This window comes from Microbulbifer maximicatervae (SeqCode), assembly GCF_052468155.1.
Genome location: NZ_CP174335.1, coordinates 4,892,639 through 4,917,588, shown reverse-complemented (window position 1 = coordinate 4,917,588; position 24,950 = coordinate 4,892,639). Strand labels below are relative to the sequence as shown.

Genomic DNA, 24,950 nt, shown 5'->3' with positions numbered 1-24,950 from the left:
CTTATTGGCTGCTCAATAAGTCGATTTAATTATCCCAGCTGTTGTCATCAGCTGGATATTCCAGCCTACGGAGGGAACGGATACCCGGATTTTTTGCGGAGTAGCCGCTACTGACATTGGATAAAGATCTTGCGAATTCTCTTTGTCTCCCTACTTGTTGCCCTTCTAGCGCTGCCAATGCAGCTGGCAGCAGCCATCCCATTTTTTGATCGCTTGCCGGGTTTTACCCTGCTGGTGCAGGGCGATCCCCAGCTGCAGGAAAAATTGACCTCCGAACTCAACGAGTTGCGCAAGAACAGTAGTGCGCTGGAAAACTACGAAGATCCGGCAGATATTGCGCACTATGAGCGGGGTAACCTGGAAAAATTACTGCGTGCGCAGGGATATTATGATGCCACTGTGTATGAGTCTGTTTCTGGCAACCAAATTTTCTATAGTGTCACTCCCGGCCCCCAGTACCATATCAAGAGCCTGGATATTATTATGCCGGCCGGTTTGCGGGCAGGCTTTAGTGGTTTGCCTATCCATGTTGGAGATCCCCTGATTGCCAGCAAGGTACTTGAGGGCGTAGAAAAAATTACCAAGTACCTCAATGAAAATGCCTGTCTGTTGAATGTGGATGTCAGCTACCAGGCAACGGTGATTCACCGGGAAGCTGCTGCGAGACTGGAATATCGGGTGGCCCCCAGTCCCGAAGTCCATGTTGGCCAAGTCCGCATTGAAGGAGTCACCTCTATCGAAGAGGACTACCTGTTGGATAAGGTCAAGATTAAATCCGGGGATTGCTTCAGCCGCAGTAAACTGGATGCTGCGCAGTTGCGTCTGCTGCGCACCAACTTAATTGCCAATGTAAATACTGAAGTTTCTGAACCCTACGATGGGTTGGTGGATGTTACTTTTGTTATTCAGGAGCGCAATCACCGCACCATAACCTTGGGGGTGGGGTACACCTCCGATGAGGGAGCCGGTATTTCAGCAGCCTGGGAACATCGCAATGTTTTCCATCGTGGGGAAAAAATTGAAGTCGAAAGTAAGCTGAACGAGGTAAAGCAAACCCTGGAAGGCAAGCTCACTATTCCCCGTTTCTTCCATGACAAGCAACGCTTGACCGCCAGTATTGCTTTGGAAGGAGAGGATGTTGATTCCTACCGTTCAGAGTCCCTGACATTCAGTGCACTAGTATCGAGAAAAATCAGTAAGCATCGCACGCTGAGTGGGGGCGCCGAGCTGAAATTCAGTGAAGTGGACGAGAAGGTGGAAGGGGCAGTTGAAGCAGATGATCCCGATGAAAACTACACACTGTTAGCTTTCCCCCTGGGCTTTAAATTAAACACGACAGACAAACCCCTGGATGCCCGTCGTGGCGCCACTTCTGCGCTGGAAGTAAAACCCTATATCGATCTTAGAAATACCAATACCACCTTTGTAAAAAATACCCTACAGCTCACTGCGTATAAAACAGCCGATGACTGGCGTTATAAGCCCACCTTGGCAATAAGGTTGAAAGCCGGGGCAATTACAGGGGAGTCGAATCTTGAGCTGCCTGCGGATGAGCGCTTTTATGCCGGTGGTGGTGGCTCCGTGCGGGGTTATGGTTACCAGGAGTTGGGTCCGCGACTTATTGAGATTAATGATGAGGGTGAGGAAACCCTCTCCGATGCTATCGGTGGTCGGGGACTCAGCGAGATTTCTTTTGAGGGCCGTTTTCGTTTTACGGATACCTGGGGAGGTGTGATTTTTCTCGATGGCGGCAATGCCTATGAGGACGCAGCGCCCAAGTTTTCCGACCTGTTTTGGGGAACGGGTTTTGGCGTGCGCTATATCACCTCCTTTGCCCCCATCCGCATGGACATCGCCTTTCCCCTCGATCGCCGTGAGGGCATCGATGATCGCTACCAAGTGTATGTGAGCTTGGGGCAGGCATTCTGATGCGCTGGTTGGGCCTGTTTGCGCTGGGCGCTGCCCACTGGGTGGGTGCTTTCCTGCGTGGGCTCTGGCGCTCTCTGGGTGCTGGGGGTTCCCTGGTAACAGGCATTTGTCTGTTCCTCCTGATGTCCGCTATCTATTTCCTCAGCACGGAACCGGGGCGCGTCGGCCTTACTCGTGGGGCTTTTTACGCTGCCGAGCAATTGGTGGACGACCTCGAAATTGAGGCAGAGGGAATTCGCAGTGAAAAATTAGGATTTTGGTTTTTCGAGCGACTGAGAATTGACTATCGAGCTAATACGCTTGCCGAAGCCCAGGACCTGGAAGTCAACCTCAACAGCTTGTCCCGAGATCCCATCGATATCGAGCGAGTCGGGGCCAAAGATTTACTGCTCAACCTGAATATCCTCAATGAACTTCTCTCTGCGCTAGCGGATTCTGGCGAAGAGGAGGTTGAAGTTGTCAGTGAGGATCAGCCATCGACTACTTGGGAGTTGCTAGTTCCCGGGTTTCGCTTGGCGCAGCTGGATATAGCTCGTCTGCAATTGGTGGACAGCCGGTTGACGGGGATTCCCCCTGTTGCTATTCAGGCTAACGCCCAATACCGCTGGCAGGATAAACCGGCGCAGCTATTTATCGAAGTGAGTGAGCTGAATGGTTCCGAGTTTAATCTCACTGTAAATGGCCGGATGCAGGGCGAGCGCTTTGTAATCGATTTCTCTACCAGTGAGGTGGGCCAGGGGTTTGTCAGCCGACAGCTGCATCTGCCGGAAAATCAGGTATTGGATGCTCGCGGCGAATTATCCCTGCGTAAGCAGGGTGAAAAACTGCTGCTGGATATTAATTCGATCGCAGCTCCTCTAGCAGAACATCAGCTGGATCTGACAGGGAGTATCGAAGCCGATATTAACCCCTGGCGCTTATCTTCAACGGGGATTTGGCTGCGAGTGGATGAGCGGCGCAGTACGATTAAAGGCAGTATCAGCGCGGACGGTGTCAATGGGGCAGTTAATCTCAATCAAATCCCGCTAACGCTTTCCCGCCCTTGGCAGGATATCCTGGACAGTGGTTGGCTCAGCGCAGATTTTTCAGTGCAGGGCTCCCTGCAACAGCCGAATATTAATGGCAGCTTACAAGTGGAAAGCAGCTATCGGCAGCAGCCCCTGCAATTGGAAGGCCGGGTCGATACCCAGGCAGGTGTGATTGACTTGCAAGCCTTGTCTTTAGACTTTGCCGGTGCACGGATCGAAGTGCTCGGTAGTGTAGATATGAATTTGAAAGCACTGGATTTGGTGGGAGAGATTGATGAGTTGGGAGTTGAAGAAATTCGCCGGCTTGCAGCTTCGCTACCCCGGGCTGATAGGGTAGATATCCCCACTGCTTTATCCGGCACCTTGCACCAGTTGCGTGTGGAGGCCATCGGCTCATGGAAAAACCCAAACCTCAATTTGTCCCTGAGTGCAGTGAGTGTTTACCACGACTTACAGGGTGAGTTGTCGGCGGCGATAAGTGGAAACCTGCACGCGCTGACCATTGATGAATTGGTGTTTACCGGTGAGAAGCTAAATCTGGAAGTGATCGGTCAGCTTGATATTGAACAGAAGCAGCTGGATTTACACGGGCAGATCGACGGCAAAAATATCAGTTTGCGCGATGACCTTGGAGTTACCGAGGCAGAGGGGGTAAGCCTAGGGGGATCTTCCGAAGTAACGGTCCAGGGGGAGTGGAGTAATCCCCAGGTAAGTATTTTACTGGATTCCAATGGCGTCGCGCAGGATTACCCCTTTAACTTAAAAGGGGAAGCCAGTGGCGATATGGACCTGATAGAGGTCAGTGACCTGCGATTGGAGTTATTTACCAACGGCAATGGCAACCAGTTTGGTTCATCCTCAAGCAGAGGCCCTCAGTCCCCCGTGATTGCCTCAGGTTTTGATAAAGGGGAGCCGGAGCCCCTACAGAGCCAAAGCCGCCTGACAGCCCTCGCTGAAGATGCCCAGCAGCTGGGTCGGGTGGGGGTGGCATTGCTGCAGGCCGATGGTTCTATCGAACCTAGGCAAGACCGATTACAAATTGATATGGGCGCGCGCAATCTACCGCTGTTCCTGGTAGATATTGTCGGTCTCTCTCTCCCTAACTCCCTTGAAGGGGAGTTGAGCTTGGATGGCAGGGTTGATGGGGCTATTTCAAACCCGCAGATTAAAGCCAACCTGATCGCCCAGGGAGAATTTCATCTGGAGCCCTGGCATGTACAGGGTACTTTGGACTATGCAGACAGGAGCCTGGTAACTGATGGTATCGAGCTGCTATGGGCGGGTCGCAACCAATTATCGATACTGGGTAGCTTGAATGCAGAGCGACTGGATTTAGAGTTGCGCGGCCAGGGTGATCTATCGGATCTGGCGAATAGTTTTTCTAGCGGTAGGGCGGGTAATGGTGATGTCAGCCTTTATGCCAGTATTGGTGGAAGCCCCAAGCAGCCTGAATTCCAAGGGGAGTTGCGAGCTACCGGAGAAGCCCTGGGGCGAGGGCAGCGCGGAATCCAGGTTCAACCGCTTTCGATAGTATTGGATTGGCAGACAGAGAATGGAGAGCTGGATGCATCCCTGATTGCCCAACACGGCGGTAGCAACGCAGTAAATAGCCAAGTAAGTGTATTGATTGCACCGATCTTCGAGCAACTATTTGCTGAGAATAATCAAACTGGTGGCCTGCGAAATGTGCCCTTTCAATTGCAGGGGCGCGGTACGGCCGATTTGTCAGTGATTGCCGAATATATTGATCCCCGTGTCCACCGTATGCGCGGCTTGCTCAGTTTCAACGTTGACGGTACCGGGAATTGGCAGCGTCCTCTATTAACCGGTGATATCGAATTGAGTAATGGCCGCTATGAGCACCGACCGAGCCATACTCGCATTGCGGATATTAACTTCTACGCACAGCTGTCTCCTGAGGAGTGGCGGATTGTACGAGGAAGCGCTACCGATGGTGATGGTGGGCGGATAAACCTGGGAGGGGCGGTCTTTTTACCTCCGGATAGCTCGCCCCGTTTTGACATCGTATTAAGCCTCAGTCGGGCCCACTTGCTGAACTCACCGGGAGTACGCGGTGCAATATCCGGCGATGCCCGTTTGTCGGGCTCAACCCAGGATGCAGAAATTACCGGGCGATTCACTTTGAAGCCGCTGGCTGTACAGATTGAGCAATGGATCGGCAGCAGTGTTCCAGAAATCCAGGTGGTGGAAGTTCAGGTCGATGGCCCACAAGTGCAGCGATCTTCTCCCCTGTTTAGCAAAATTGGATTGGATGTAGAGATTGTTTTGGACCAACAATCCTATGTGCGCGGACTTGGCTTAAATTCTCAATTGCGCGGCGTGGTGGATATTCGAGGCACCGCAGATAAGCCAAAAGCCTCCGGCGAATTAACAATTGTTCGCGGCAGCTTTGATTTATTCGGTAAGAAATTTGATCTAGAAGATGGCGAAATTCGCTTCGAGAATAATGAGGTCGCTATCCTGGTTGAAGGTATCTATGAATATAGCGATGGAGAAATAACCGCGCAGATATCAGGCACTGCTGCGGACTTGGATATTACATTTACCTCTGACCCCTCGGCCTCTCAGGATGAAATTCTGGCGCAGTTGCTTTTTGGGAAGTCATTATCAGATATTTCACCTTTACAAGCTGTTCGTTTGGTTAGTGTCGTACGCAGTTTGCAGTCGGGTCGAGCGGTATTGGACCCTATCGCCAAGACACGCGAGCTGTTGCACCTGGATACACTCAATATTGAGCAGGAGGAGGGAGATGAAGGTGATGAGTACGCATTAAGCTTGGGCAAATATATTACCAATCGAATTTATGTGGAATTACAGAGAAGTACCGATCCTCTCAGTCCATGGCAGGCAGAGATGCAAATAGAACTTAGGGATAACCTCAACCTGGAGTTTAAAAGTGCCGATGACGGTGACAGCGGTTCCGGTAGTGTAGAGTTACAGTGGAAAAAAGATTATTAGGGTTTTCGCCACTAACCCCCTATCGTTGTAAGAAGCATCGCTAATATTTGCTGATCAGCATATCCGTTATTTTTAACGTGCAACCTGGCTGGGGTGGATTGTTGACGCCCCAGTTGTCAATCACGATCATCATGGATTCATCAAAAATTGCAGGCCCCTTTTCCCGGTAGGCATGCCAAAGCTGATTTGAATCATCGCACTTAGACGCAGATGCTCCACACACTCTTATATCCCATTGATAGGTTCCACTAGCTTCACCCGAAATGATTTTCCGGGATGTAAAAGTTATATGCTGTTGGGCACCACTCTTCACCTGTAGGGGACCTGTTTGGCTTGTCCACGCCGCCTGTTTGGGAAGCCCTCCCCAATTGGAAGCGAAACCTCCCGGACCATTGGAGCCTATTGTTTCTACAAAATCGACTTCCCGCTGCCCCCCGGCCCAACATCCACCGGGTTGTTCACACCAGGGAAACATATAAACGGCAATCCACTCTTTAGCACCACACTTACCTGGAGGCACGTCAACCTTAAAGTCAATTGCAGAAATATCTTTCATTCTAATCTCGGTATTCCCGCACTTAACCGCAGATGTATAAGCGCAGGAGCCTTTGGTATCGCCATCCATAATAATAACAGCAGATCCTTCCGTATTGCTTGGTTGAAAGCTGATTTTAGTGCAGCGATTGTTCTTGGCCACTTTGTCATCTTGATGATTGAATATGGGCTTACATGTTGTTGCTGATGCCAGATTTAAGGAGGATAGGGCAGCAAAGATCAGGAAGAGTCGGGTTGCTTGTAGCATGGTGTGGAGCTTGCAAACTATAAAACTCAATAAATTATAGTTTGTGTCTTGATGATCAGGCTTTAGTAGAAATGTTTAGCCTGTCAATAAGATCAATTTTGGCTGGTAGCACAAAGGTCACTTTCACTTATCTAGAAGGTAACCTTTTTATAGATGAAATCCAATGATCATTGAGTGCTTACAAATGATTCTGAACGTAACTTAAAACATCTGTTGGAGTGCAATTGTCCATAAATCTATCTTGCAGGCTGTAGGCCATTTTTTCCAGAGGTGCACCGTTGTAGCCGTAGGTCTGAATTTCACTGATATAACGTTTGATAAATGACTCTGCTCCCAAGAGAGACCATTGGTGGACATGGACTAACTCATGGAAATGGAGGGAAATGTCCACAGCAAAAGGTGTTTTGACAAAGTAGGTATCTTTGTAAGTGATACCGGCTACTTCCATGTCGACAAAGCCACCCAGATCAGCCTGGTAGAGCTCGGGAAACCTCGGTTTTGGAATATTATCAACCACTACAAAGTAGCTTTTGCTAAGAAATTCTTCCGTATAATACCCTGAAAACTTCTCTGTGAACCTCGCGCAAGATTGTCTCTCTTCTTTGAAGTCTATCAGTGTTTGATCAATCCAATGGTCTATTTTTTGCAACATCTATATCGTCCTGATTGGGAGGCAACTCTGGGGCTTTGCTCACCCCAGAACAGAATTTTTAATATGCGAAATAAAGTTGTGCTGAGAGTTATACGTAGGAGTATATCACCGATCCACTTTCTTTTTTCTTTTGAAGATATTTCTTGCAGGGATAGTAAAGTATCGCAATCAGAGCAATCCAGTAGGCATAGGTTCTCAGTAAATTAGGTGTGTAGCCCTCAGGCCATACTTTGGAGCCGTTGAAGAAGTTGGTTGCTACTCCAAACTCTAAGTAGCTCCATAGATGTGCGGATAGATTGATCACTGGGACATGGAGTAAATAGAAGAACAATGAGGCCTGCCCAAAGAGGAGCAATACATCCAGTATTCGGTTTTGCCGATTTTCAACGATAGCCATGATCAAGAAAACTATACTCATTGTCATAAGGATATAGCTGAACGACATTGGGTATTTGGCGGTGTTGATAAAGCCCAGAAGCCCCTGCTGTGAATTCCAATCATTGGGATCGCCAAAGCCTATTAGTCTAACCGCAATAAATATAATCGATAGCGCAGTTGCTGTTGTTATTAGTAGACGCACTCGTTGCTTGTTTGCCATCTCGTAAAGAGGCCCAAATACATAACCAAGGTACATAAGAGCAAAGAGGGGAATAATATTGTAAGCAGCAAAAATCCCGGTGTTGAATTCGAAAAGTCTAAAACTAGTGCGTACATGTGCAAGAATCCAAAGCCATTCATAGCCACCTAATAGCTGGCGCATGAAGTCATCATTCAGGTATCCATGCAAGGATATTACGGCCAGGCAAACGATGGTGGTCCATATCATTGGCAAATAGATTAAGCCCGCCAGTATGATCATGGATACGCCCAGGGCCCAGATTACCTGTACAAAAGCGTAATTATAAGCAAACTGCCAAGAGAGGTTTACCAAGGTTAGTTCGAGGATAACTAGTACTAACCCTCGAAGTATTAAGAATTTTGCCAACTCCGGCTTGGAGTTAAGTTTTTTACCGTGAAAGTAGGCACTCAATCCTGTAAGAAATATAAATCCAGGGGCACATATATGCGTGATCCAACGAGTTAAAAACAAAGCGATGGAGGATTGGGATAGGTCCAATGGGTCAAACTGGGTTGAAGTCCAATAATCTCGAGTATGATCGAGGGCCATAATAATTACTAATATACCTCTAGTGATGTCTATTGCTGGATATCGCAATTTGTTATCTCCAAAGTTAGTGAGTTCTATAGCGTTTTCTCTCTAAGGGTTCTTTTTACCTTGAGGTTGGAATCTAGAAATAAGACAGTTAAAGGAAGCTATAAATGATGTCTCTCGGTCTTTGCTTATTGTTGTTTAGGGGCAGGTGGGAGCTGTCTGCTTTTCATATTGTACATCTATTCTTCAGGCAACAAATTGCTTTTTAGTTATGTGATAGGAAGATGGAGGGACGATAGTACAGGTATTTTGGTTCTGGCAAGCCCAATAAATTTTGCCCATCTAATAATCAATATTATTTAAATTGCTTTGTTTTTGCTTTTAGCCTAGGGGCAGCTAGAGGCCGGATCATGGATTTGAAAGTAAGGCAAAATCAGTGATCGCGGCCTGTTACCATTAAATATATTTTTCTGTGGTTAAAAGAGAGATTAATCAGTTGGGCTTATTAGTAACTACTTTAAAATTATTAAGCTACAGGTGGGGCTTATCAGTTTACTTTGATATTACCATGCTTCGCCTGAGTCACTACGGTATACGGCAAAACAACGGTATCAGCGGCTACAGAAAAAACAGCATCTATAGCTACCAGTGGAACACGGTTGATAGTTGATCCAGTATTTACAGTCTGACTGGGTTCGCTATTTAGCAAGCAAAAGGAGTAAGAGGTTCCGCTATAAACTCTTGGAATACTTTCGCAATAGCTTTTGTGGCCTCTATGAGTGATATCTACCTGATTATTCTTAGGGTTAACTGTCTTCACTGTGGCACATGATACACAAACTAGAGAGGCTGATACTAAAGAAATAATACGTTTCACAAACTAATCCTTGCTGATGTGATCTTTTGCGGGACTATAGAGTAGTGTTTTCTAAATTAGTTCCAGATTTTGCGTGTACTATAAGTAATATCTGTATTCAATTGGAAGTGAGGAAAGTCAAAATTTTCACATCTGAGGTTTACTTTGTCGCTGCTTGGCGGTATCTCAAACTCAGAACATTAGTTTCAAGTAATGGGCAGGCTGATATACGATATTGGTTAGAATTTAAATATTTTTTGCCTGATAGTAATTTTTTAGAGTTATACCCATTTGGCCTCTATGCCTTTTCTTTTGAAATCTTCTAAAATTTCTGGATTTTCTTCATTGTAGAAAAGTATGAGCTTTTTCAGGTTTGGTAGGAGGTTTGTGTCTTCGGTGGAATGGATATCAAAGTCGTCAGTAGTTCCACACCAGAAGGGAATGATTTGTAACCAGATATGGCCACCCCCATCCTGATGAAGGTCAGTTATATCCTTTAGCCATTCTTTCTTAATTTGAATGGACCGGAAGTGGTCGAGAGCTTCGGGGATAGGCTCGTACCCTTCTTCTTCTATATCTATATTTCTTTTGGTGTAACTATCGGCAAACTGAAAAATATCGAATTCAGGCTGTATTACCTTATAATGGTACATTAACTTATCCAGGACTAATAACCTGAAGTTTTCATCCTTGAATTCCGCATATTCACTCATTTTTAAGTCTACCTTTACTTTCCATATAAGTATTGTGAGATCCATTTTTTTCATTGTCTACAATATATTTCGTAATAGGGGAAGTTCTTTCGGCTTGAGAGAATAAAAGTAGTTTTTACTAGGTCAATCAAGAATTTTAAGTATATCTTTGGCGGTTAAGTAATGCCGATAAGTTAGAGAATTTGAGCTATCGTACTAATTGCGAATGTTGCTTGTTTCAAATGCCCGCCAAAACTCCCGTTCATAGGCTTGGATTAACCGCACGCGAATGGCAATATCATTTTCTCGAACACCTGAAGCTAGTCCTCTTGCAATTATATCGATAGCCTGTTCCCTAAACCCTTCTGGAAGTTGGCTAAAAGTCATTAAGAAACTGAGCTGTTCATTGGTAAAGCGTTTATTTTGTTTGAGAGCTTTTGCAACGCGCTCAGCATTTTTGCCAAAACTCTGAAAGTTGATTAACAGGGCAGCGGCAATTTCGGCGGGTGTAGCGTAGTTGGCTAGCCAGGTAGTATAGGCTGGATAGGCTTGGGCACCTGCGAGTGGTTGGTATTGGGCGATCTGCTCGGGTGAGATACCCAATGCTTGAATCAGGTTAGGTAACAGGGTATTAGCTTGAATTTCTGCTGTCGTAATTCGAGTAAAAAATGCTCTCGTACTATGTCCCGGTAAGCCACCAAAACGATGCAGAGATAGTGCATTACTTCTCAAGTCCGATAAGTTAATAAGGCGTTGCTCCATTGCAAAAGCCTGTAACTTAGCGTCCGGTAGAGTATTTTTTTCCAGCTGTAGAACAAAGACAGGAGTAGGGCCCTTGAGATACAGTTTTTCAAGGCGCTCTATCAGAGCCTTTGCATCCTGTTGGTTTGTGGCGATATCTGCTGTGGCCGGTTGAGTCATGGCCAAAAGAACAACCAGTCCTACAAGAGCGAATCTTAAACAATGCGTATTGGCCACTATTCCAACTCCGCTGGTGCACGAAATAAGCATAGCAGGAGGACAGAAACCGGACTGGTAGCGTATTTGTCAGGCCACGGTACTTTTTCCGCGTATTAGTTCGGCGGGATCAATTCGATAGAAATGGCTTAACTCCTTATAGAGCTCTGGGTGTAAGGCGTGCATAGCCGTTGGGATCGTATAGAAACTTTCTGTTGCTACAGCAAAGAACTCAGCGGGAGACTGGGCGCCGTATAAATCGAGCACAGAGGGTGTATCACCAGGAAACTCACCGAATTCAGCTCTTTGTCTCAAGCGGTGGAATTCCCGGCTCATAACCTCAGCCCAGGTGGCCCCTTCATCACTGCTTTCAAATAGAGGGCGGCCATCAAAGTAACCATCCTCTTCATCGACTTTATGGGCGAACTCGTGCAGGGCGACATTGTGGCCCCGTTCAGGCGATTGTAAATCTTTCTCCAGGTCTCCCCAGGAGAGGACTACGGGTCCACGATAATGTGCCTCCCCTTCACGGGCACTGTGCCTGGCTGTTTCTATATAGCCTTCCCGACGGGTTTCGTGAGCGACATAGGTGTCCGGGTAGAGCAACAGGCTGTAAAGGTTGGGGTAGCATTCATTCTTGCGGCCCAATAGGAGCAGGCACGCATGGGCAGCGATGGCCACCTTCATGCGTTCATTGACCTGAAGCCCCTCGCAACCGACAAACTCTTTGCCGTGGAGAAATAGGGCGATATTACTGCATAACTCTTGCTGTTGATTGGAGTTAAGGTAGTGATAGAGAGGAAGATTTTCTCTAATGAGTTGTAGCTGTTCCCGTGTTAAGGGTTGTGAGCGGAGGTAAAAAATGCGCCACTGTCGGTAGAAGTGGGGAACCAGCCATATCGCCAGGGCTAGCAGGATAATTGCGATAAAAGCACTCACAGCTTAAACGCCGGTTGTTTGCGTGAGATATTATCTTCCAGCTTAAATTCTTGGCAGGGAGTCCCCTGGTGAAATTTCATTTGCCACTGCCCTTTACTTCTAACCCAAATAGATGATCGCTTACAAAACCCCTTGTACTCCCCTTGCTGGCCTCGCCGTGCAGATTTATACAACAGCATAATGACTGTGTCAGAGAGAGGAATGCATTCATAGTTTTGGCTGTGAATTTCCCAGCCCGTATTTTCCTCCTGTTGCATTGATCGCACTATTGCCTTGAAATCAAAGGTCCGCCCGGATTTCCCTACCTCTATAAAATTAGGGCTTAGCAGCTTGCTAATGACTTCAGGGTCTTTGCGTATCTCGAATTGATGCAGCTTTGTTTCATTCTCAATCAGAATATCGGCAATCTCATGTATCACTGTTTTACCCGGTATGCCCAAGTTGCGACAAATTACTATTTGCCTGGTTTTAGAATGGGGAGTTTACTGCCGAATTCAAGGTTTCGGATGGATAGAGTTATGCGGAAGCGAAGCTTGATAAATGGGGGATGTCTGCCAACACTTAGAGCGTCTGGGTGATTTTCCTGTCACTGTGGAGAAGCTTATGCGTTCGCTATTGGCCCTTCTTGTCTTGATGTTTGGAGTCTGTACCCAGGTGCTGGCCCAGTCCGGTGAAACTCCGTTAAAAGTGGCGATCGCCGGGGATGCACCACCCTATGTGATTGACGGTGCGACCAGTGGTTTGGAAATAGATATCGTTCGGCAAGCTCTCCCTGGCTATAAGTTGGAGTTCGTACAGATGGGGTTTGCGGAGACGGCCCCGGCACTTGAGCAGGGTATGGTTCAGGCAGCGGTGAATGTACTCAAGAAGAATGATGGCCTATTTTACTCGAACAATATGATCAGCTTTGCCAACTACGCCATTGCTAAAGCCAGCGCAGAAATGAAGATTGGCAGTGTTGCAGATCTCGCGGGCAAGAAAGTGATCACTTGGCAGGGAGCTCCTATGGATCTTGGGCCCGAATTTGAAAAAATGTTTGGGCCCAATGGCACCCAGAAACAGAATGTTATGCAGGCGCCAACAGCTCGTGACTTGGTTGCCCAATTCTGGAAAATGCCAGATGCGGTCGCCGTGGTGGATATGGAGCTATTTAAGTACTACAGCAATAAAATGGGTCATACCATGGCTCAGGTTGACCTATTCCAGATATTTCCAATGATGACAGACTTTCGAGTCGGTTTCCGCGATGAAAAAGTGCGGGATGACTTTAATCGCGGGCTGGCAGAGCTGTGCAGCAGTGGCCGCTACAAAGCCCTATTGCAGAAATACGATGTGGTGCAGAAGCAGGATATTTGTAAGTAGATAGCCTGAAACTGCGGAACAATTAATCGAGAAAGAAGGGGCCTAGATCTTGTGATTTAGGCCTTTCTTGTTTGGTGTAGTGGGACGGGTTCGGACCTACTGCATCTAGTTCGTTGTCGGCAAATAGAAACTTGCTGCTTAATGAATTCTTGCGGGGCTACCGATAAATCTTATCGGTCTTAGTTTCCAGTTTCTGAGTGCTCATAACCTCTGGCCAGTTTGATAAAAGCGCTCAGGTATTCAACTTCGCTGTCGTCTTCACGAGTTCCTAAGAAAATCTGTTTGGCAATACCCTGTCGCCCGAGGCGCACCACCGATAGTGCCAGCTTGGTAGAGTACTCCTCTGCAAGCCAGCGAGGCAGGGCTGCGACCCCGCGGCCGCTGGCCACCATCTGTAGCATGATATCGGTAGTTTCACTGGTCTTGTGGCGCAGTGGCACTACGCCCGCAGGGTTGAGAAACTGGGTATAGATATCCAGGCGGTCCGGCGGCACGGGGTAAGTTAACAACACCTGATCCCGTAGGTCTTCTGCTGTCAGGTACTTTCGCTTTGCCATCGGGTGATCTCGAGGGACTACCAGCACCTGCTCGTAGTCAAATACGGGATCGAAGCGCAGTCCGGCTTTATAGAAAGGGTCAGGGGTAACTAGCAGGTCGATCTCGTAACCCAGTAAAGCGCCGAGGCCCCCAAACTGAAATTTCTGCTTAACATCCACATCCACGTCCGGCCAATCTTCCAGAAATGGCGACACTACTTTCAGTAACCACTGATAGCAGGGATGGCATTCCATACCGATACGCAGGGTACCGCGCTCACCTTGAGCCATTTGCTTTAGCTTGCTCTCAGCGTGTTCCAGTTGTGGCAGGACTCGATTGGCCAATCCAAGTAGATACTCACCGGTCTGGGTCAAGCGCAAGCTGCGGCCCTCACGCAACCAGATAGGGGCCCCGAGGTTCTGTTCCAGCTTGCGCACAGTGTGGCTCAGCGCAGACTGGGTTAGGCAGAGGTGCTTGGCCGCTGCGGTTAGCGAACCGTGATGGTCTACGGCCTGGATTATTGTTAAGTGCGTGCGCTCTAGCATAGCTGTACCTGAGCAATCCATGAAAAAAATTAATGGATAGTTGAAAATATACCATTTTTGTTCATTTATAAAGAGCCTTATCCTGCCTGGCAATGTCAATCACCAAGCCACGAACTCAGTTTTTGTCTTAGGAATCAGGATACCAGGCCGCAATGAATAAAGAGTTTGCATTCAGCATCAAGAATTTACGCTTTGATGAAAACTATCGTCCAGCGGATAGCACGCGGATCACCACCAATTTTGCGAACTTGGCGAGAGGGGAGAGCCGTCGGGATAACTTGCTCAACACCTTGAGAATGATTGATCGTCGTTTCAATGCCTTGGCGCATTGGGACAACCCTAGTGCAGATCGTTACTCTGTAGAGCTGGATATTATTTCCGTTGATATTGATATTGAAGGCAACGGAGAAGCCTTTCCTACCATTGAAGTATTGAAGACGAATATTGTTGATCATAAAAACAATCAACGGATTGAGGGCATAGTAGGAAACAACTTTTCTTCATATGTGCGGGATTATGATTTCAGCGTGTTGTTGTTGGAGCATAACAAGAAGCAAGACAAGTTTAGCCTTCCTGAAGGTTATGGTGATCTTCACGGGAAAATTTTTCAATCGTTCCTGAATTCAAGTGCCTACAAGGATAACTTCAGCAAGCCCCCTGTTATTTGTCTGAGTGTATCGAGCAGTAAGACTTATCATCGAACTGAAAATCAGCACCCCGTACTCGGTGTTGAGTATCGGCAGGACGAATACTCTTTAACTGATGAGTATTTCGAGAAAATGGGTTTGCAGGTTCGCTATTTTATGCCGCCGGATAGTGTTGCCCCTTTGGCTTTTTACTTCCAAGGTGATTTGCTTGGTGATTATACGAATCTTGAGCTTATCGGCACTATCAGCACGATGGAGACCTTCCAAAAAATATATCGGCCTGAAATATACAATGCAAATTCTGTAGCGGGGACCTGCTATCAGCCCAGCTTGAAGCACCAGGATTATTCACTGACTAAAATAGTTTATGACCGGGAAGAGCGTAGCCAGCTGGCTATAAAGCAAGGGAAGTTTACTGAAGAGCAATTTATCAAGCCATACAGAAGTATCCTTGATCAGTGGGCCGCTAATTACGCGCTTTAATTAACAAATATAGATAAGATTATTTTTCATGAATCGCCTATTGCCAACTTCAAGCGCTGGAAGCTTGCCTAAACCATCCTGGCTCGCAGAATCCGAAAAACTTTGGTCTCCCTGGAAATTACAGGGCGATCAATTACAAGAGGGTAAGCAGGATGCCTTGCGCCTGACATTACAAGAGCAACAACAAGCCGGTATCGATATTGTTAGTGACGGGGAGCAGACCCGCCAACATTTTGTGACTACATTTATTGAGCACCTCAACGGCGTTGACTTCGAGAAGCGGGAAACCGTTAAAATCCGCAATCGCTATGAAGCGAGCGTACCGACAGTTGTTGGCGAAGTATCTAGGCAACAACCAGTATTTGTTCGAGATGCCAAGTTTTTACGCAAGCAAACCAGTCAAGCTATCAAGTGGGCATTACCTGGCCCCATGACAATGATTGATACTCTCTACGATAGCCACTACAAAAGCCGCGAAAAGCTCGCTTGGGAATTTGCCAAAATCCTCAATCAGGAAGCACGTGAGCTAGAGGCTGCTGGTGTTGATATTATTCAATTTGATGAGCCTGCATTTAATGTGTTTTTTGATGAGGTAAATGACTGGGGGATTGCCACTTTAGAAAAAGCCATTGAGGGGCTGAAATGCCAAACTGCCGTACATATTTGCTATGGCTATGGTATCAAAGCCAATACAGACTGGAAGAAAACTCTGGGTTCAGAGTGGAGGCAATATGAAGAAGCATTTCCAAAACTGCAAAAATCCAATATCGATCTAATTTCGCTCGAATGCCACAACTCCCATGTTCCAATGGACCTCCTTGAGCTTATTCGTGGTAAAAAAGTGATGGTGGGCGCTATTGATGTGGCAAGCAACACGATTGAAACCCCGGAGGAAGTCGCCGATACCTTGCGAAAAGCACTCAAGTATGTGGATGCTAAGGATCTCTTTCCCTGTACGAACTGTGGTATGGCGCCGCTGTCCCGTCAAATTGCGAACGGTAAGCTCAATGCCTTAAGTGCAGGTGCAGAAATTGTCCGAAGAGAGCTCTCGGTTTAGCTGTCTACAATAATTAGGTGCTCCCATGTCACTTTCCAGTTCAGCCATAGAACCATTGCGCTTTCGCGAAGCACTAGGGCATTACGCTTCCGGTATTACCGTGATCGCATCGCACTGTGAGGGTGAGCCGATAGGCTTCACTTGCCAGTCGTTTTATAGCGTATCGACGAACCCGCCATTAGTGTCATTCAGCGTTATGTCGAGTTCGTACAGCTACCCCAAAATTCGCCAGGCAGGTCGATTTTCAGTCAATATCCTGTCGGATGATCAGGTCAAGATTTCCAACCAATTTGCTCGTCAAGGCGCAGATAAATGGAGCGAGGTTGAATGGCAGGAATCGCCGCTGGGGAACCCCATTATCGCCGGCAGCCTGCATTGGCTTGACTGCGAAATTCATGCTGAACACGCCGCCGGAGATCACCTGATTGTGATTGGTGAGGTGAAGGCGTTAAACCTACAAAAAGCTGCTGCCAGGCAGCCACTTCTGTATTTCAAAGGCCAATATCGCAACCTTACTGCAATGTCCCCAGTCGGGTAATACATTTGAGCAACGGGTTGCGGACTTGCAGCTCCATCGCCTGCTTCCAGAAGAAACCCGCATGAATTAATTCGAGGAATTTATGGAATTTCTACTCTACCTGCTGCTAGGGGCTGTGGCTGGGGTGCTGGCCGGTTTGTTTGGCGTTGGTGGTGGCATCATTATCGTACCTGTGCTGGTGTTCAGTTTTACTGCCCAGGGTATCGATCCGCATGTATTGACCCATTTGGCAGTGGGCACTTCGCTAGCGACTATTGTCTTTACTTCGATTAACTCGGTTCTGGAGCATCAGCGCAAAGGCGCGGTGCTATGGCCGACTTTTGCCTGGATGAGCCTGGGTATTCTTCTCGGTGCAAGTCTCGGCTCCTTCACAGCGGCAGCTATCCAGGGGCCGGTACTGCAAAAGATCATTGGTGTATTTGCTATCACCATTGCCATTCAAATGGGACTGGAACTCAAGCCCAAGGCCAGCCGCGCTGTTCCTGGCAAGTTGGGGCTGACAGCGGCCGGCGGGGTAACAGGCTGGGCCTCAGCCATCTTTGGCATCGGCGGCGGCACACTGACGGTACCCTTTCTAACCTGGCGCAGCGTGCCGATGCAGCAGGCAGTGGCAACTTCCTCAGCCTGTGGTTTGCCGATTGCTGCCGTTGGCGCTCTTAGTTTTATGGTTATTGGTTGGCAGCAACCTGAACTGCCCCAGTGGAGTTTTGGTTTTATCTACCTGCCAGCCATGGTCGGCATCGCCATCACCAGCATGTTCTTCGCCCGTTTTGGAGCGCGCCTGGCTCACAAGTTATCTCCGCGATTGCTTAAGCGCTTGTTTGCCTTGCTGTTGCTCTGCGTGGGTGGGAGTTTTCTACTTTGAGGCATCAGTGAATTGCAGTCTATCGATTGTTATCTCGGTGTAGGCGCAGCTGCAAAAGTGGAGGGGGGCTTCAACCCTCTTCCAAATGCGATCGGGCCCAAGTTAGGAGTATTAACTCCTTACTTTCTTTTGTGTGTCGAAATCTCTAGTCGAGCACAGGACCCTAGCGAGATGAAAATGGATTGACGTATCTGGGGGTTGCACAGTTGGTGCAATTGCTCCCGCTGACTGATGTGCGCATATCTATCCGCTGTATGGAACGAATGAAAGAGGTTCTTCCTAACCCTGTCGGGTCATTCAAGCTGTTTGTGATTGCTTTAAGTGAATGGGGGTTGCTGGGGTAGGGCGAGGCCGCGAAGAATGAATTGTGCAAAGAGCGGTTTGGCACTAGCAGTTTTACAACAAAAAAGGGCTTACGTCGTGAGACGTAAGCCCTTTTCTTTGTATGGCGCGCTCGGGAGGATTCGAACCTCCGACCGCCTGGTTCGTAGCCAGGTACTCTATCCAGCTGAGCTACGAGCGCGTCGTTATGGGTGCGAACTATAGAGAGTTGATCCGTTGCCGTCAACCTCTTTTTGGAAAAAATCCTTAAAAATCCGCAACTTATCGAGTTTCTGGGCCCCTCTGGGAGCGGTCGACCAGTCTCGACAGGGCGCGAATTCTGCCGTGCCTTTCCTCAATTTGCAAGCCTTACTTTGAAAAATACTGCCTTGAGTACCGATTGCGCCAGTTATCCGGGGGCGAGGCATTAAATTCCTCGGTGTGATTGGCGGCGAACTATACTCATTACTCTACCGGGATTCCGATGATTCGCACCTTTTCCATTGCCCATTGCCAGGCCTATCTTCCGGCGGCAGGCTTCTCCAGAGATATAGTGAGAATATATGGCGGACGAGCAGGACCAAGAGCGAAAGCTGCCGCAGGGGGAGTCTCCTTCACCGCCATCGGGAAAGCCGGTTCCGCAAGGGCCGCTGAATTGGCTTCAGTACTTCCTGTGGATTTTCCTTTTAATACTGACTGTACAGTACTGCACTAACGGACAGCTTTCTGGTAAGCGGACTGAGTTAGCTTACAGTGACTTTAAGAAAGAGGTCGCCGAAGGCAAAGTTGCCAGCGTGGTTATCGAGGGGGATAGAGTCAGCGGCACTTTTAAGCCGGAGGCGGGCAAGCTGCCGGCGTCAAACACTGGCGAGAAAGAAAAAAAGGCTCCACAGCCTGAGCACTTCACAACCATTCTACCTTCCGTTCAGGACCCCGATCTGCTCCCCCTGCTGGAAAAGGAGAAAGTGGAAATCCTGGCAGAGTCCCCGGGAGGGGGCTTTATGCAGCGGATGTTGATTCTGCTTCTGCCCTGGATACTGATTATTGGGCTCCTGGTTTGGATGGGGCGGCGAATGCAGGAAAAGATGGCCAGTGGGGCTCCCGGCAGTCCCTTCGGTTTTGCTCGATCACCAGCAAAGCGGTTTGAGCGCAGTGAGTCCCAGGTGACTTTCGATGATGTGGCCGGGTTGGCAAATGCGAAGAAGGACCTGCAAGAAGTGGCGGGGTACCTCAAGAACCCGGAGCACTATCGCAAGCTCGGAGCGAAGATCCCCCGGGGCATTTTGCTAATGGGGCCTCCCGGTACGGGCAAAACCCTGATGGCGAAAGCGCTGGCCGGTGAAAGTGAAGCGCCATTTTTCAGTATTAGTGGCTCTGAGTTTATTGAGATGTTTGTAGGGGTGGGCGCTTCCCGTGTGCGGGATATGTTTGCCGAAGCCAAGAAAGATGCTCCTTCAATTATTTTTATCGATGAGATTGACTCCGTCGGCCGGGCGCGGGGAACGGGTGTTGGTGGCGGACACGATGAGCGGGAGCAGACGCTCAATCAGATCCTTGGGGAGATGGATGGCTTTGATCCCCAGGAAGCGGTGGTGGTGGTTGCGGCAACCAACAGGCCCGACGTTCTCGATGCGGCACTGCTAAGACCGGGGCGCTTTGACCGAAAAATTACTCTGGACCTTCCAGATAAGGCCGCACGCAAGGAAATTCTTGAGATTCATTCCCGCGATGTCCCATTGCACGGCAAGGTGGATCTGGAGCGGCTCGCGGCCCTGACCGCGGGTTTTGCCGGCGCGGATCTGGAAAACCTGATTAATGAGGCCGCACTGTTGGCGGGGCGAGAAGATAAGTCCGCAGTGGATATGGATTGTTTATTGAGGGCGAGGGATAAAGTGGTTCTCGGTGGCGAGCGCGAAATGGTTATCAGTGAAGAGGATAAGCGGATTATCGCCTACCACGAAGCGGGACATGCGCTGGTAGCAACGTTATTGCCGAATGCAGACCCCTTGGAGAAGGCAACTATTATTCCCAGAGGGCACAGTCTCGGCGCTACCGAGCAGATTCCCACCGAAGAGCATCACAGTATGCAGGTCAGTTATCTCCGTGATCGTATCGGCGTAATGCTTGGAGGGAGGGTCGCTGAGCGGGTGGTATTCAAGGAGGTGAGCACTGGTGCAGAGGCAGATTTAAAGCAGGCGACGCGACTGGCCCGTCACATGGTGACGCACTGGGGGATGAGTGAAAAATTAGGCCCTGTCGCTTTCCGCCGGGGAGAGGAGCATATATTTCTGGGGCGTGAGATGGCCCAGCAGAAGGACTTCAGCGAACACACCTCAGAGATTATTGATGACGAAATTATTGCTTTGATCAGCGGAATTGAGATGAAAGTAGATCAGTTGCTGACAAAAAATCGCAAGAAATTGGATGCATTGGCTGGGGCTCTTTTGGAAAAAGAAACCCTCGATGCAGCGGAAATAAATGAAATACTTTCCCATGTGGCTGCGGGTGATGATGACACATCTATTGCGCCGAAATAGCTCCTGGCTTTAATGGAAATTTATTTTTCAGGCGGACCCATTGGTCAAATTTAATGTATTTAAATGTACCAGGTTAATTGAGTTTATTAGTTTTGAATTGCCGGTAACCTGAAATATAGAAGGGAACTTTCAGGCTGATCTAAAAGAGCTGAGAGCGCATCAATTTAAAATAGACAAAAAGTTTTGTGTTTTTTGGGTGGTTTAGATACATATTGTCATTGGCTTTTTTGAAAATAATCAATCTTCTAAGTAAAAGGGCAACTTAGGGTATCGCCCTTAAATAGTGCATAATTTTATTTTTTCCATTCCCATTAATTTTTTTCTTCAAGTTGAAAGAACTTTCCAGACTAATTGAGTTATTTTTACAGACATTTACGTTAAATAGACTTCCACACACGGTTGCGAGCCTGTAACCTGTCCATGTCACAGATTCACAACGAAATCTGTGCATCTTTATCAGCGCGGTCTTGAATCGGAGCTTCACTTAGTCGGAGCCTCTTTATAGAGGTAGAGCGGTGGGGCCAGGCAGTACCGATTGCGATAAGTCCGTTGTTGTACATAAAAAAAATAAAACAATGGAGAGAAAACATGGGAAGTCCGTCAAAACCCAAGCAGCACTCTGCTCTGCTTTCCGCCTGTTCCGTAGCAACTCTTTGGTTAGCCAGTGGTATTAGCCCCAGTTTTGCCGCAGAGGGAGCAGTCGGCACCCTTATGGAAGAAGTGCAGGTAACAGCCCGTAAGCGTGCAGACGCAGAATTACTTCAGAATGTTCCGGTAGCGGCTACCGCTTATTCCGGTGACCAACTGGAGGCTCTGCAAACTAAGGATTTACAAAGCCTTTCTTTCAAAATGCCCAATGTCCAGCTGGAGGATGTGGGTACTGTAAAAAATACGGCAAATTTCACTGTTCGAGGTCTTGGAGTGAATAGCTCTATTCCATCAATTGATCCCACTGTTGGGGTCTTTGTCGATGGTATGTACCTCGGTGTGAATGCGGGTGTTGTTACCGATGTGTTTGATCTGGAGGGTATCGAAGTTCTCCGTGGTCCCCAGGGCCTATTATTTGGCCGTAATGTTACCGGTGGTGCTGTCGTTGTTAAAACAGCGCGCCCAACCGATGAGTTCTCTGCTCGCTTCAAGGTGTCCACAACGGACAATCTGGATGTGGTGACTGCGGGTTCAATCAATGGTGCCATCTCTGACGATGTTAACGGCCGTCTGACCGTTTATTACAACGATGACCGTGGCTGGTTCGAAAATGTTGCCACCGGCAATGATAATGCCGGTGCCTCTGACAGCTGGTTTATTCGCCCAAGCTTTAGTGTTCAACTCAATGAAACGGCAGAACTGCTTGTGCGGATGGAGCACGGGCGCATGGACTCCGATGGAGTTGTCGCTCAAAACCGTGGCAATGAACCTTATGTAGTTGATACTGGAAACGGTTTTATTGCCTATCCCAGCGCGACCCAGATTGCTGAGGCTTACGGTATTCCTGATTGGGACAATAGTGAGGACTCTTTTGAGGTAGCCCAGGACGAAGAGGGTTATCAAAAAGATGAGTGGACCCAGATCATTACTGAGTTTAATAAAGATGTTGAATTCGGTGATGGTACCATCACAAATATCCTGGCTTGGCGTGAATATGAGGCGCGGGGCTTGGGGGATATTGACTCCCTGCCTTTTGTCGGTTTCCATGCGGACTCAAGCGTGGACCAGAGCCAGTTGAGTAATGAGTTGCGCTATGCCGGCCGCTTCGGTCGTACGGCCATCACTGCCGGCGTCTATTGGTTCTCCCAGGATGTAACCTACTTGGAAAATCGTTTACTGGCCGACGGTGAAGGCGGCATTTTCGATTGGACCGGTGGTGGTGTGCAGGATCACAGTACTTATGGGTTCTTTACCCAGGCTGATATCGACTTGGACGAAGCTTGGGTGCTAACGCTTGGTGGACGCTACTCGAGTGAGGAGAAAGAGGCGAAGATTGCCTCTATTCCACTGAATCTCTGTACGCTGGACGGTTGTGCTGCCTACGACTTTGAAGATAGTGAAAGCTGGAATGCCTTTACTCCCAAAGTTGGCTTGCAGTGGACTGTGTCAGACGAGACGCAGCTCTACACATTCTGGACTAAGGGATTCCGTAGTGGAGGATACAACTTCCGCAATGCAGGTATAGATCCGACTACAGGGATGCCCTACACCCCGCAGGTAACGGACCAGGAAGAGCAAAGCAGCTTTGAAGTTGGGGCCAAGGTAGATTGGCTGGATGGCCGTTTGCGCACCAATATGGCGGTATTCCACAACACTATTGATGATATGCAGCGGGAGGAGAATCTCGCTGATGCATTGTCTGGTGTGGCCCAGATTATCCGCAATACCGCTGATGCCACTATTCGCGGAGCGGAATTGGAGGCGATGGCGGCACTGAGTGACAACCTGCTATTTACCTTCAATGTGGGTTATGTGGATGGCGATTACGATAAGGTACTGGGTGACCTGAATTTTGATGGTGTTGTGGATGATAAAGACCTGGGTCTAGAGATTCCTCGCCTGGCACCTTGGACTTATGGTGTAGGGTTGGTGCATGACCTGTCCCTGGGCTCTCTCGGAACCCTGACTTCCCGCATTAACTACAATCATCGCGATGAAGCGCCATATACGGATGATAACAAGGGTATGCTGTCTGAAGTAGAAATGCTCGACTTCAGTATTGGATTTACCCCTGATAGCGGCCAATATACAGTTTCTTTATTCGGCAAAAATATGCTTGATGAAGTGAATGAGGCCAATGATACCCAGCTGCCAGTGAAACTAGGCGGTATCGGTGCCAGCTTTACCCCACTGAATAAAGGTCGTGTTATGGGGGTTGAATTTCTCTACGAACTGTAGCTACAGCTAAAAATTGCTAGCTTAAAGGGTATATTTTTAAGTTAACAAACTTCGAAACGGCCAGTTCCTTTTCACAATTAAAGGTTGTGATGGGGCTGGCCGTTTTTTATTGGGTTGCGTGTTGAGTAAAAATTGCTTGATGATTTTTGGTACTCTTGTGTAGTTGGCGTGGCAATAAAAGTGAGCCTATAAAGGGGAAAAATATGCGGTTTATTGATCTGCCTACATTTGGTGGGCCTGAAGTCATGCAATTGCAGGAGATGAATAAGCCTGCTCCCGGCGCAGACGAAGTCCTTATCCGTGTAGCCGCAGCTGGGGTTAATCGTCCTGATCTTGTGCAGCGCCAAGGGCTTTATCCGGCACCTCCCGGGGCATCGTCGGTATTGGGACTGGAAGTGGCTGGTGAGGTTGTTGAAGTCGGGGAAAAAGTTGTGTGCTGGCAGGTGGGGGATAAAGTTTGTGCCCTGACCAATGGTGGAGGCTACGCAGAGTATGCAGTAGCTCCAGAGGGACAATGCCTCCCGGTCCCCGCAGGCCTTAGTCTTGTTGAGGCAGCAGCATTGCCGGAAACTTTTTTCACCGTATGGACTAATGTATTTGACCGCGCCGGTTTAAAACCGGGCGAGGTGATTTTAATCCATGGTGGTTCCTCTGGCATTGGCACCACGGCGATCCAGCTGGCCCATCAAATGGGAGCCCGGGTTTTCACTACTGCGGGAACAGAAGATAAATGCGCAGCCTGTGTGGCTTTGGGAGCGGAGAAGGCGATTAACTATCGGGATGAAGATTTTGTTTCCGTTGTGCGCGAGAGGACAGATGATCACGGAGCTGATGTTATCTTGGATATGGTGGGCGGTAGCTATATCAATAGCAATATTCGTGTGGCCGCTAACGACGGCAGAATCGTGAATATTGCCTACCTGGCTGGCGCTAAAGTAGAAGTAAATATGATGCCGGTGATGTTGAAACGACTTACATTGACCGGCTCAACTCTGAGGGCGCGCTCGCCAGAAGTGAAAGCCGGTATTGCGAAATCGCTGGAACAAAAGGTTTGGCCGCTAATTGAAGCGGGTAAAGTGCGGCCGCAACTAGCCGCTGAGTTTCCTCTGCATCAGGCGGTTGAGGCCCATAAATTACTGGAGTCCGGCACTATCACCGGAAAAATCGTTTTAACCTTGTGAGGAC

General features: G+C 48.3%; 19 protein-coding genes and 1 tRNA gene. 10 read left to right on the top strand and 10 right to left on the bottom strand.

Translation table 11 applies throughout. The features are described from left to right. Nucleotides 1–129: 129 nt before the first annotated feature. Both ACJJIY_RS21165 and ACJJIY_RS21160 read left to right on the top strand, forming a co-directional pair. Nucleotides 130–1,929 carry an autotransporter assembly complex protein TamA gene (locus ACJJIY_RS21165; RefSeq protein WP_444907607.1) on the top strand — a complete coding sequence of 600 codons (1,800 nt, stop codon included), beginning with the start codon at nt 130–132 and terminating at the stop codon, nt 1,927–1,929. Next, a complete protein-coding gene (locus ACJJIY_RS21160) occupies nt 1,929–5,936 on the top strand; it encodes a translocation/assembly module TamB domain-containing protein (protein ID WP_445358763.1) in 4,008 nt (1,335 codons plus the stop codon). The genes ACJJIY_RS21165 and ACJJIY_RS21160 overlap by 1 nt, the downstream gene beginning before the upstream one ends. Nucleotides 5,937–5,976: 40 nt before the next feature. Here ACJJIY_RS21160 and ACJJIY_RS21155 read toward each other — a convergent pair whose 3' ends face one another. The 8 genes from ACJJIY_RS21155 to ACJJIY_RS21120 all read right to left on the bottom strand — a co-directional run bounded on the left by ACJJIY_RS21155 (nt 5,977) and on the right by ACJJIY_RS21120 (nt 12,406). Next, nucleotides 5,977–6,738 carry a hypothetical protein gene (locus ACJJIY_RS21155; protein ID WP_444917855.1) on the bottom strand — a complete coding sequence of 254 codons (762 nt, stop codon included), beginning with the start codon at nt 6,736–6,738 and terminating at the stop codon, nt 5,977–5,979. A gap of 178 nt (nt 6,739–6,916) precedes the next feature. Beyond that, nucleotides 6,917–7,390 (bottom strand): hypothetical protein, encoded by a 474-nt coding sequence (locus ACJJIY_RS21150; RefSeq protein WP_445358762.1) that lies wholly within the window; start codon nt 7,388–7,390, stop codon nt 6,917–6,919. Nucleotides 7,391–7,478: 88 nt separating this feature from the next. Further along, a complete protein-coding gene (locus ACJJIY_RS21145; protein WP_444958363.1) occupies nt 7,479–8,558 on the bottom strand; it encodes an acetyltransferase domain-containing protein in 1,080 nt (359 codons plus the stop codon). Between the two features lie 532 nt (nt 8,559–9,090). Continuing rightward, the gene (locus ACJJIY_RS21140) at nt 9,091–9,420 is read right to left on the bottom strand and encodes a YceK/YidQ family lipoprotein (protein WP_282933728.1); all 330 of its coding nucleotides are present in this window, start codon (nt 9,418–9,420) and stop codon (nt 9,091–9,093) included. Nucleotides 9,421–9,680: 260 nt separating this feature from the next. Then, nucleotides 9,681–10,166 (bottom strand): DUF6892 domain-containing protein, encoded by a 486-nt coding sequence (locus tag ACJJIY_RS21135; protein WP_444936387.1) that lies wholly within the window; start codon nt 10,164–10,166, stop codon nt 9,681–9,683. Between the two features lie 141 nt (nt 10,167–10,307). Beyond that, a complete protein-coding gene (locus ACJJIY_RS21130; RefSeq protein WP_444896503.1) occupies nt 10,308–11,012 on the bottom strand; it encodes a thiaminase II/PqqC family protein in 705 nt (234 codons plus the stop codon). A gap of 126 nt (nt 11,013–11,138) precedes the next feature. Then, on the bottom strand, nt 11,139–11,987 hold the full coding sequence (locus ACJJIY_RS21125; RefSeq protein WP_413662861.1) for a M90 family metallopeptidase: 849 nt from the start codon (nt 11,985–11,987) through the stop codon (nt 11,139–11,141). Next, nucleotides 11,984–12,406 carry a nuclear transport factor 2 family protein gene (locus ACJJIY_RS21120; protein ID WP_413662860.1) on the bottom strand — a complete coding sequence of 141 codons (423 nt, stop codon included), beginning with the start codon at nt 12,404–12,406 and terminating at the stop codon, nt 11,984–11,986. The genes ACJJIY_RS21125 and ACJJIY_RS21120 overlap by 4 nt, the downstream gene beginning before the upstream one ends. Nucleotides 12,407–12,590: 184 nt before the next feature. On the opposite strand from ACJJIY_RS21120, the gene ACJJIY_RS21115 reads away from it, so the two are divergent. After that, entirely contained in the window at nt 12,591–13,349 is a 759-nt protein-coding gene (locus ACJJIY_RS21115; protein WP_413662859.1) for a substrate-binding periplasmic protein, read from the top strand. A 179-nt stretch (nt 13,350–13,528) separates the two neighbouring features. On the opposite strand, the gene ACJJIY_RS21110 is transcribed toward ACJJIY_RS21115, so the two are convergent. Next, nucleotides 13,529–14,431 carry a LysR family transcriptional regulator gene (locus tag ACJJIY_RS21110; protein WP_445358761.1) on the bottom strand — a complete coding sequence of 301 codons (903 nt, stop codon included), beginning with the start codon at nt 14,429–14,431 and terminating at the stop codon, nt 13,529–13,531. Nucleotides 14,432–14,583: 152 nt separating this feature from the next. On the opposite strand from ACJJIY_RS21110, the gene ACJJIY_RS21105 reads away from it, so the two are divergent. From ACJJIY_RS21105 to ACJJIY_RS21090, 4 genes are all read left to right on the top strand, one after another. After that, nucleotides 14,584–15,561, top strand: a complete 978-nt coding sequence (locus tag ACJJIY_RS21105; protein WP_444896507.1) for a DUF1852 domain-containing protein — start codon at nt 14,584–14,586, stop codon at nt 15,559–15,561. A 28-nt stretch (nt 15,562–15,589) separates the two neighbouring features. Further along, on the top strand, nt 15,590–16,618 hold the full coding sequence (locus ACJJIY_RS21100; RefSeq protein ID WP_445358760.1) for a methionine synthase: 1,029 nt from the start codon (nt 15,590–15,592) through the stop codon (nt 16,616–16,618). 25 nt (nt 16,619–16,643) lie between these two features. Beyond that, nucleotides 16,644–17,156 (top strand): flavin reductase family protein, encoded by a 513-nt coding sequence (locus tag ACJJIY_RS21095; protein ID WP_445358759.1) that lies wholly within the window; start codon nt 16,644–16,646, stop codon nt 17,154–17,156. An 82-nt stretch (nt 17,157–17,238) separates the two neighbouring features. Then, nucleotides 17,239–18,021 (top strand): sulfite exporter TauE/SafE family protein, encoded by a 783-nt coding sequence (locus tag ACJJIY_RS21090; protein WP_445358758.1) that lies wholly within the window; start codon nt 17,239–17,241, stop codon nt 18,019–18,021. 446 nt (nt 18,022–18,467) lie between these two features. Here ACJJIY_RS21090 and ACJJIY_RS21085 read toward each other — a convergent pair. After that, a tRNA-Arg gene (locus tag ACJJIY_RS21085) sits at nt 18,468–18,544 on the bottom strand. A 361-nt stretch (nt 18,545–18,905) separates the two neighbouring features. On the opposite strand from ACJJIY_RS21085, the gene ftsH reads away from it, so the two are divergent. The 3 genes from ftsH (at nt 18,906) to ACJJIY_RS21070 (ending at nt 24,946) form a co-directional block, all read left to right on the top strand. Beyond that, nucleotides 18,906–20,879, top strand: coding sequence for an ATP-dependent zinc metalloprotease FtsH (gene ftsH, locus ACJJIY_RS21080; protein WP_445358757.1), 1,974 nt, complete (start codon nt 18,906–18,908; stop codon nt 20,877–20,879). Between the two features lie 588 nt (nt 20,880–21,467). Continuing rightward, nucleotides 21,468–23,765, top strand: coding sequence for a TonB-dependent receptor (locus ACJJIY_RS21075; RefSeq protein WP_444896515.1), 2,298 nt, complete (start codon nt 21,468–21,470; stop codon nt 23,763–23,765). Between the two features lie 203 nt (nt 23,766–23,968). Next, nucleotides 23,969–24,946: an NAD(P)H-quinone oxidoreductase gene (locus ACJJIY_RS21070; protein ID WP_444896516.1), complete on the top strand. Its 978-nt coding sequence runs from the start codon at nt 23,969–23,971 to the stop codon at nt 24,944–24,946. The last annotated feature ends 4 nt before the right edge of the window (nt 24,947–24,950 follow it).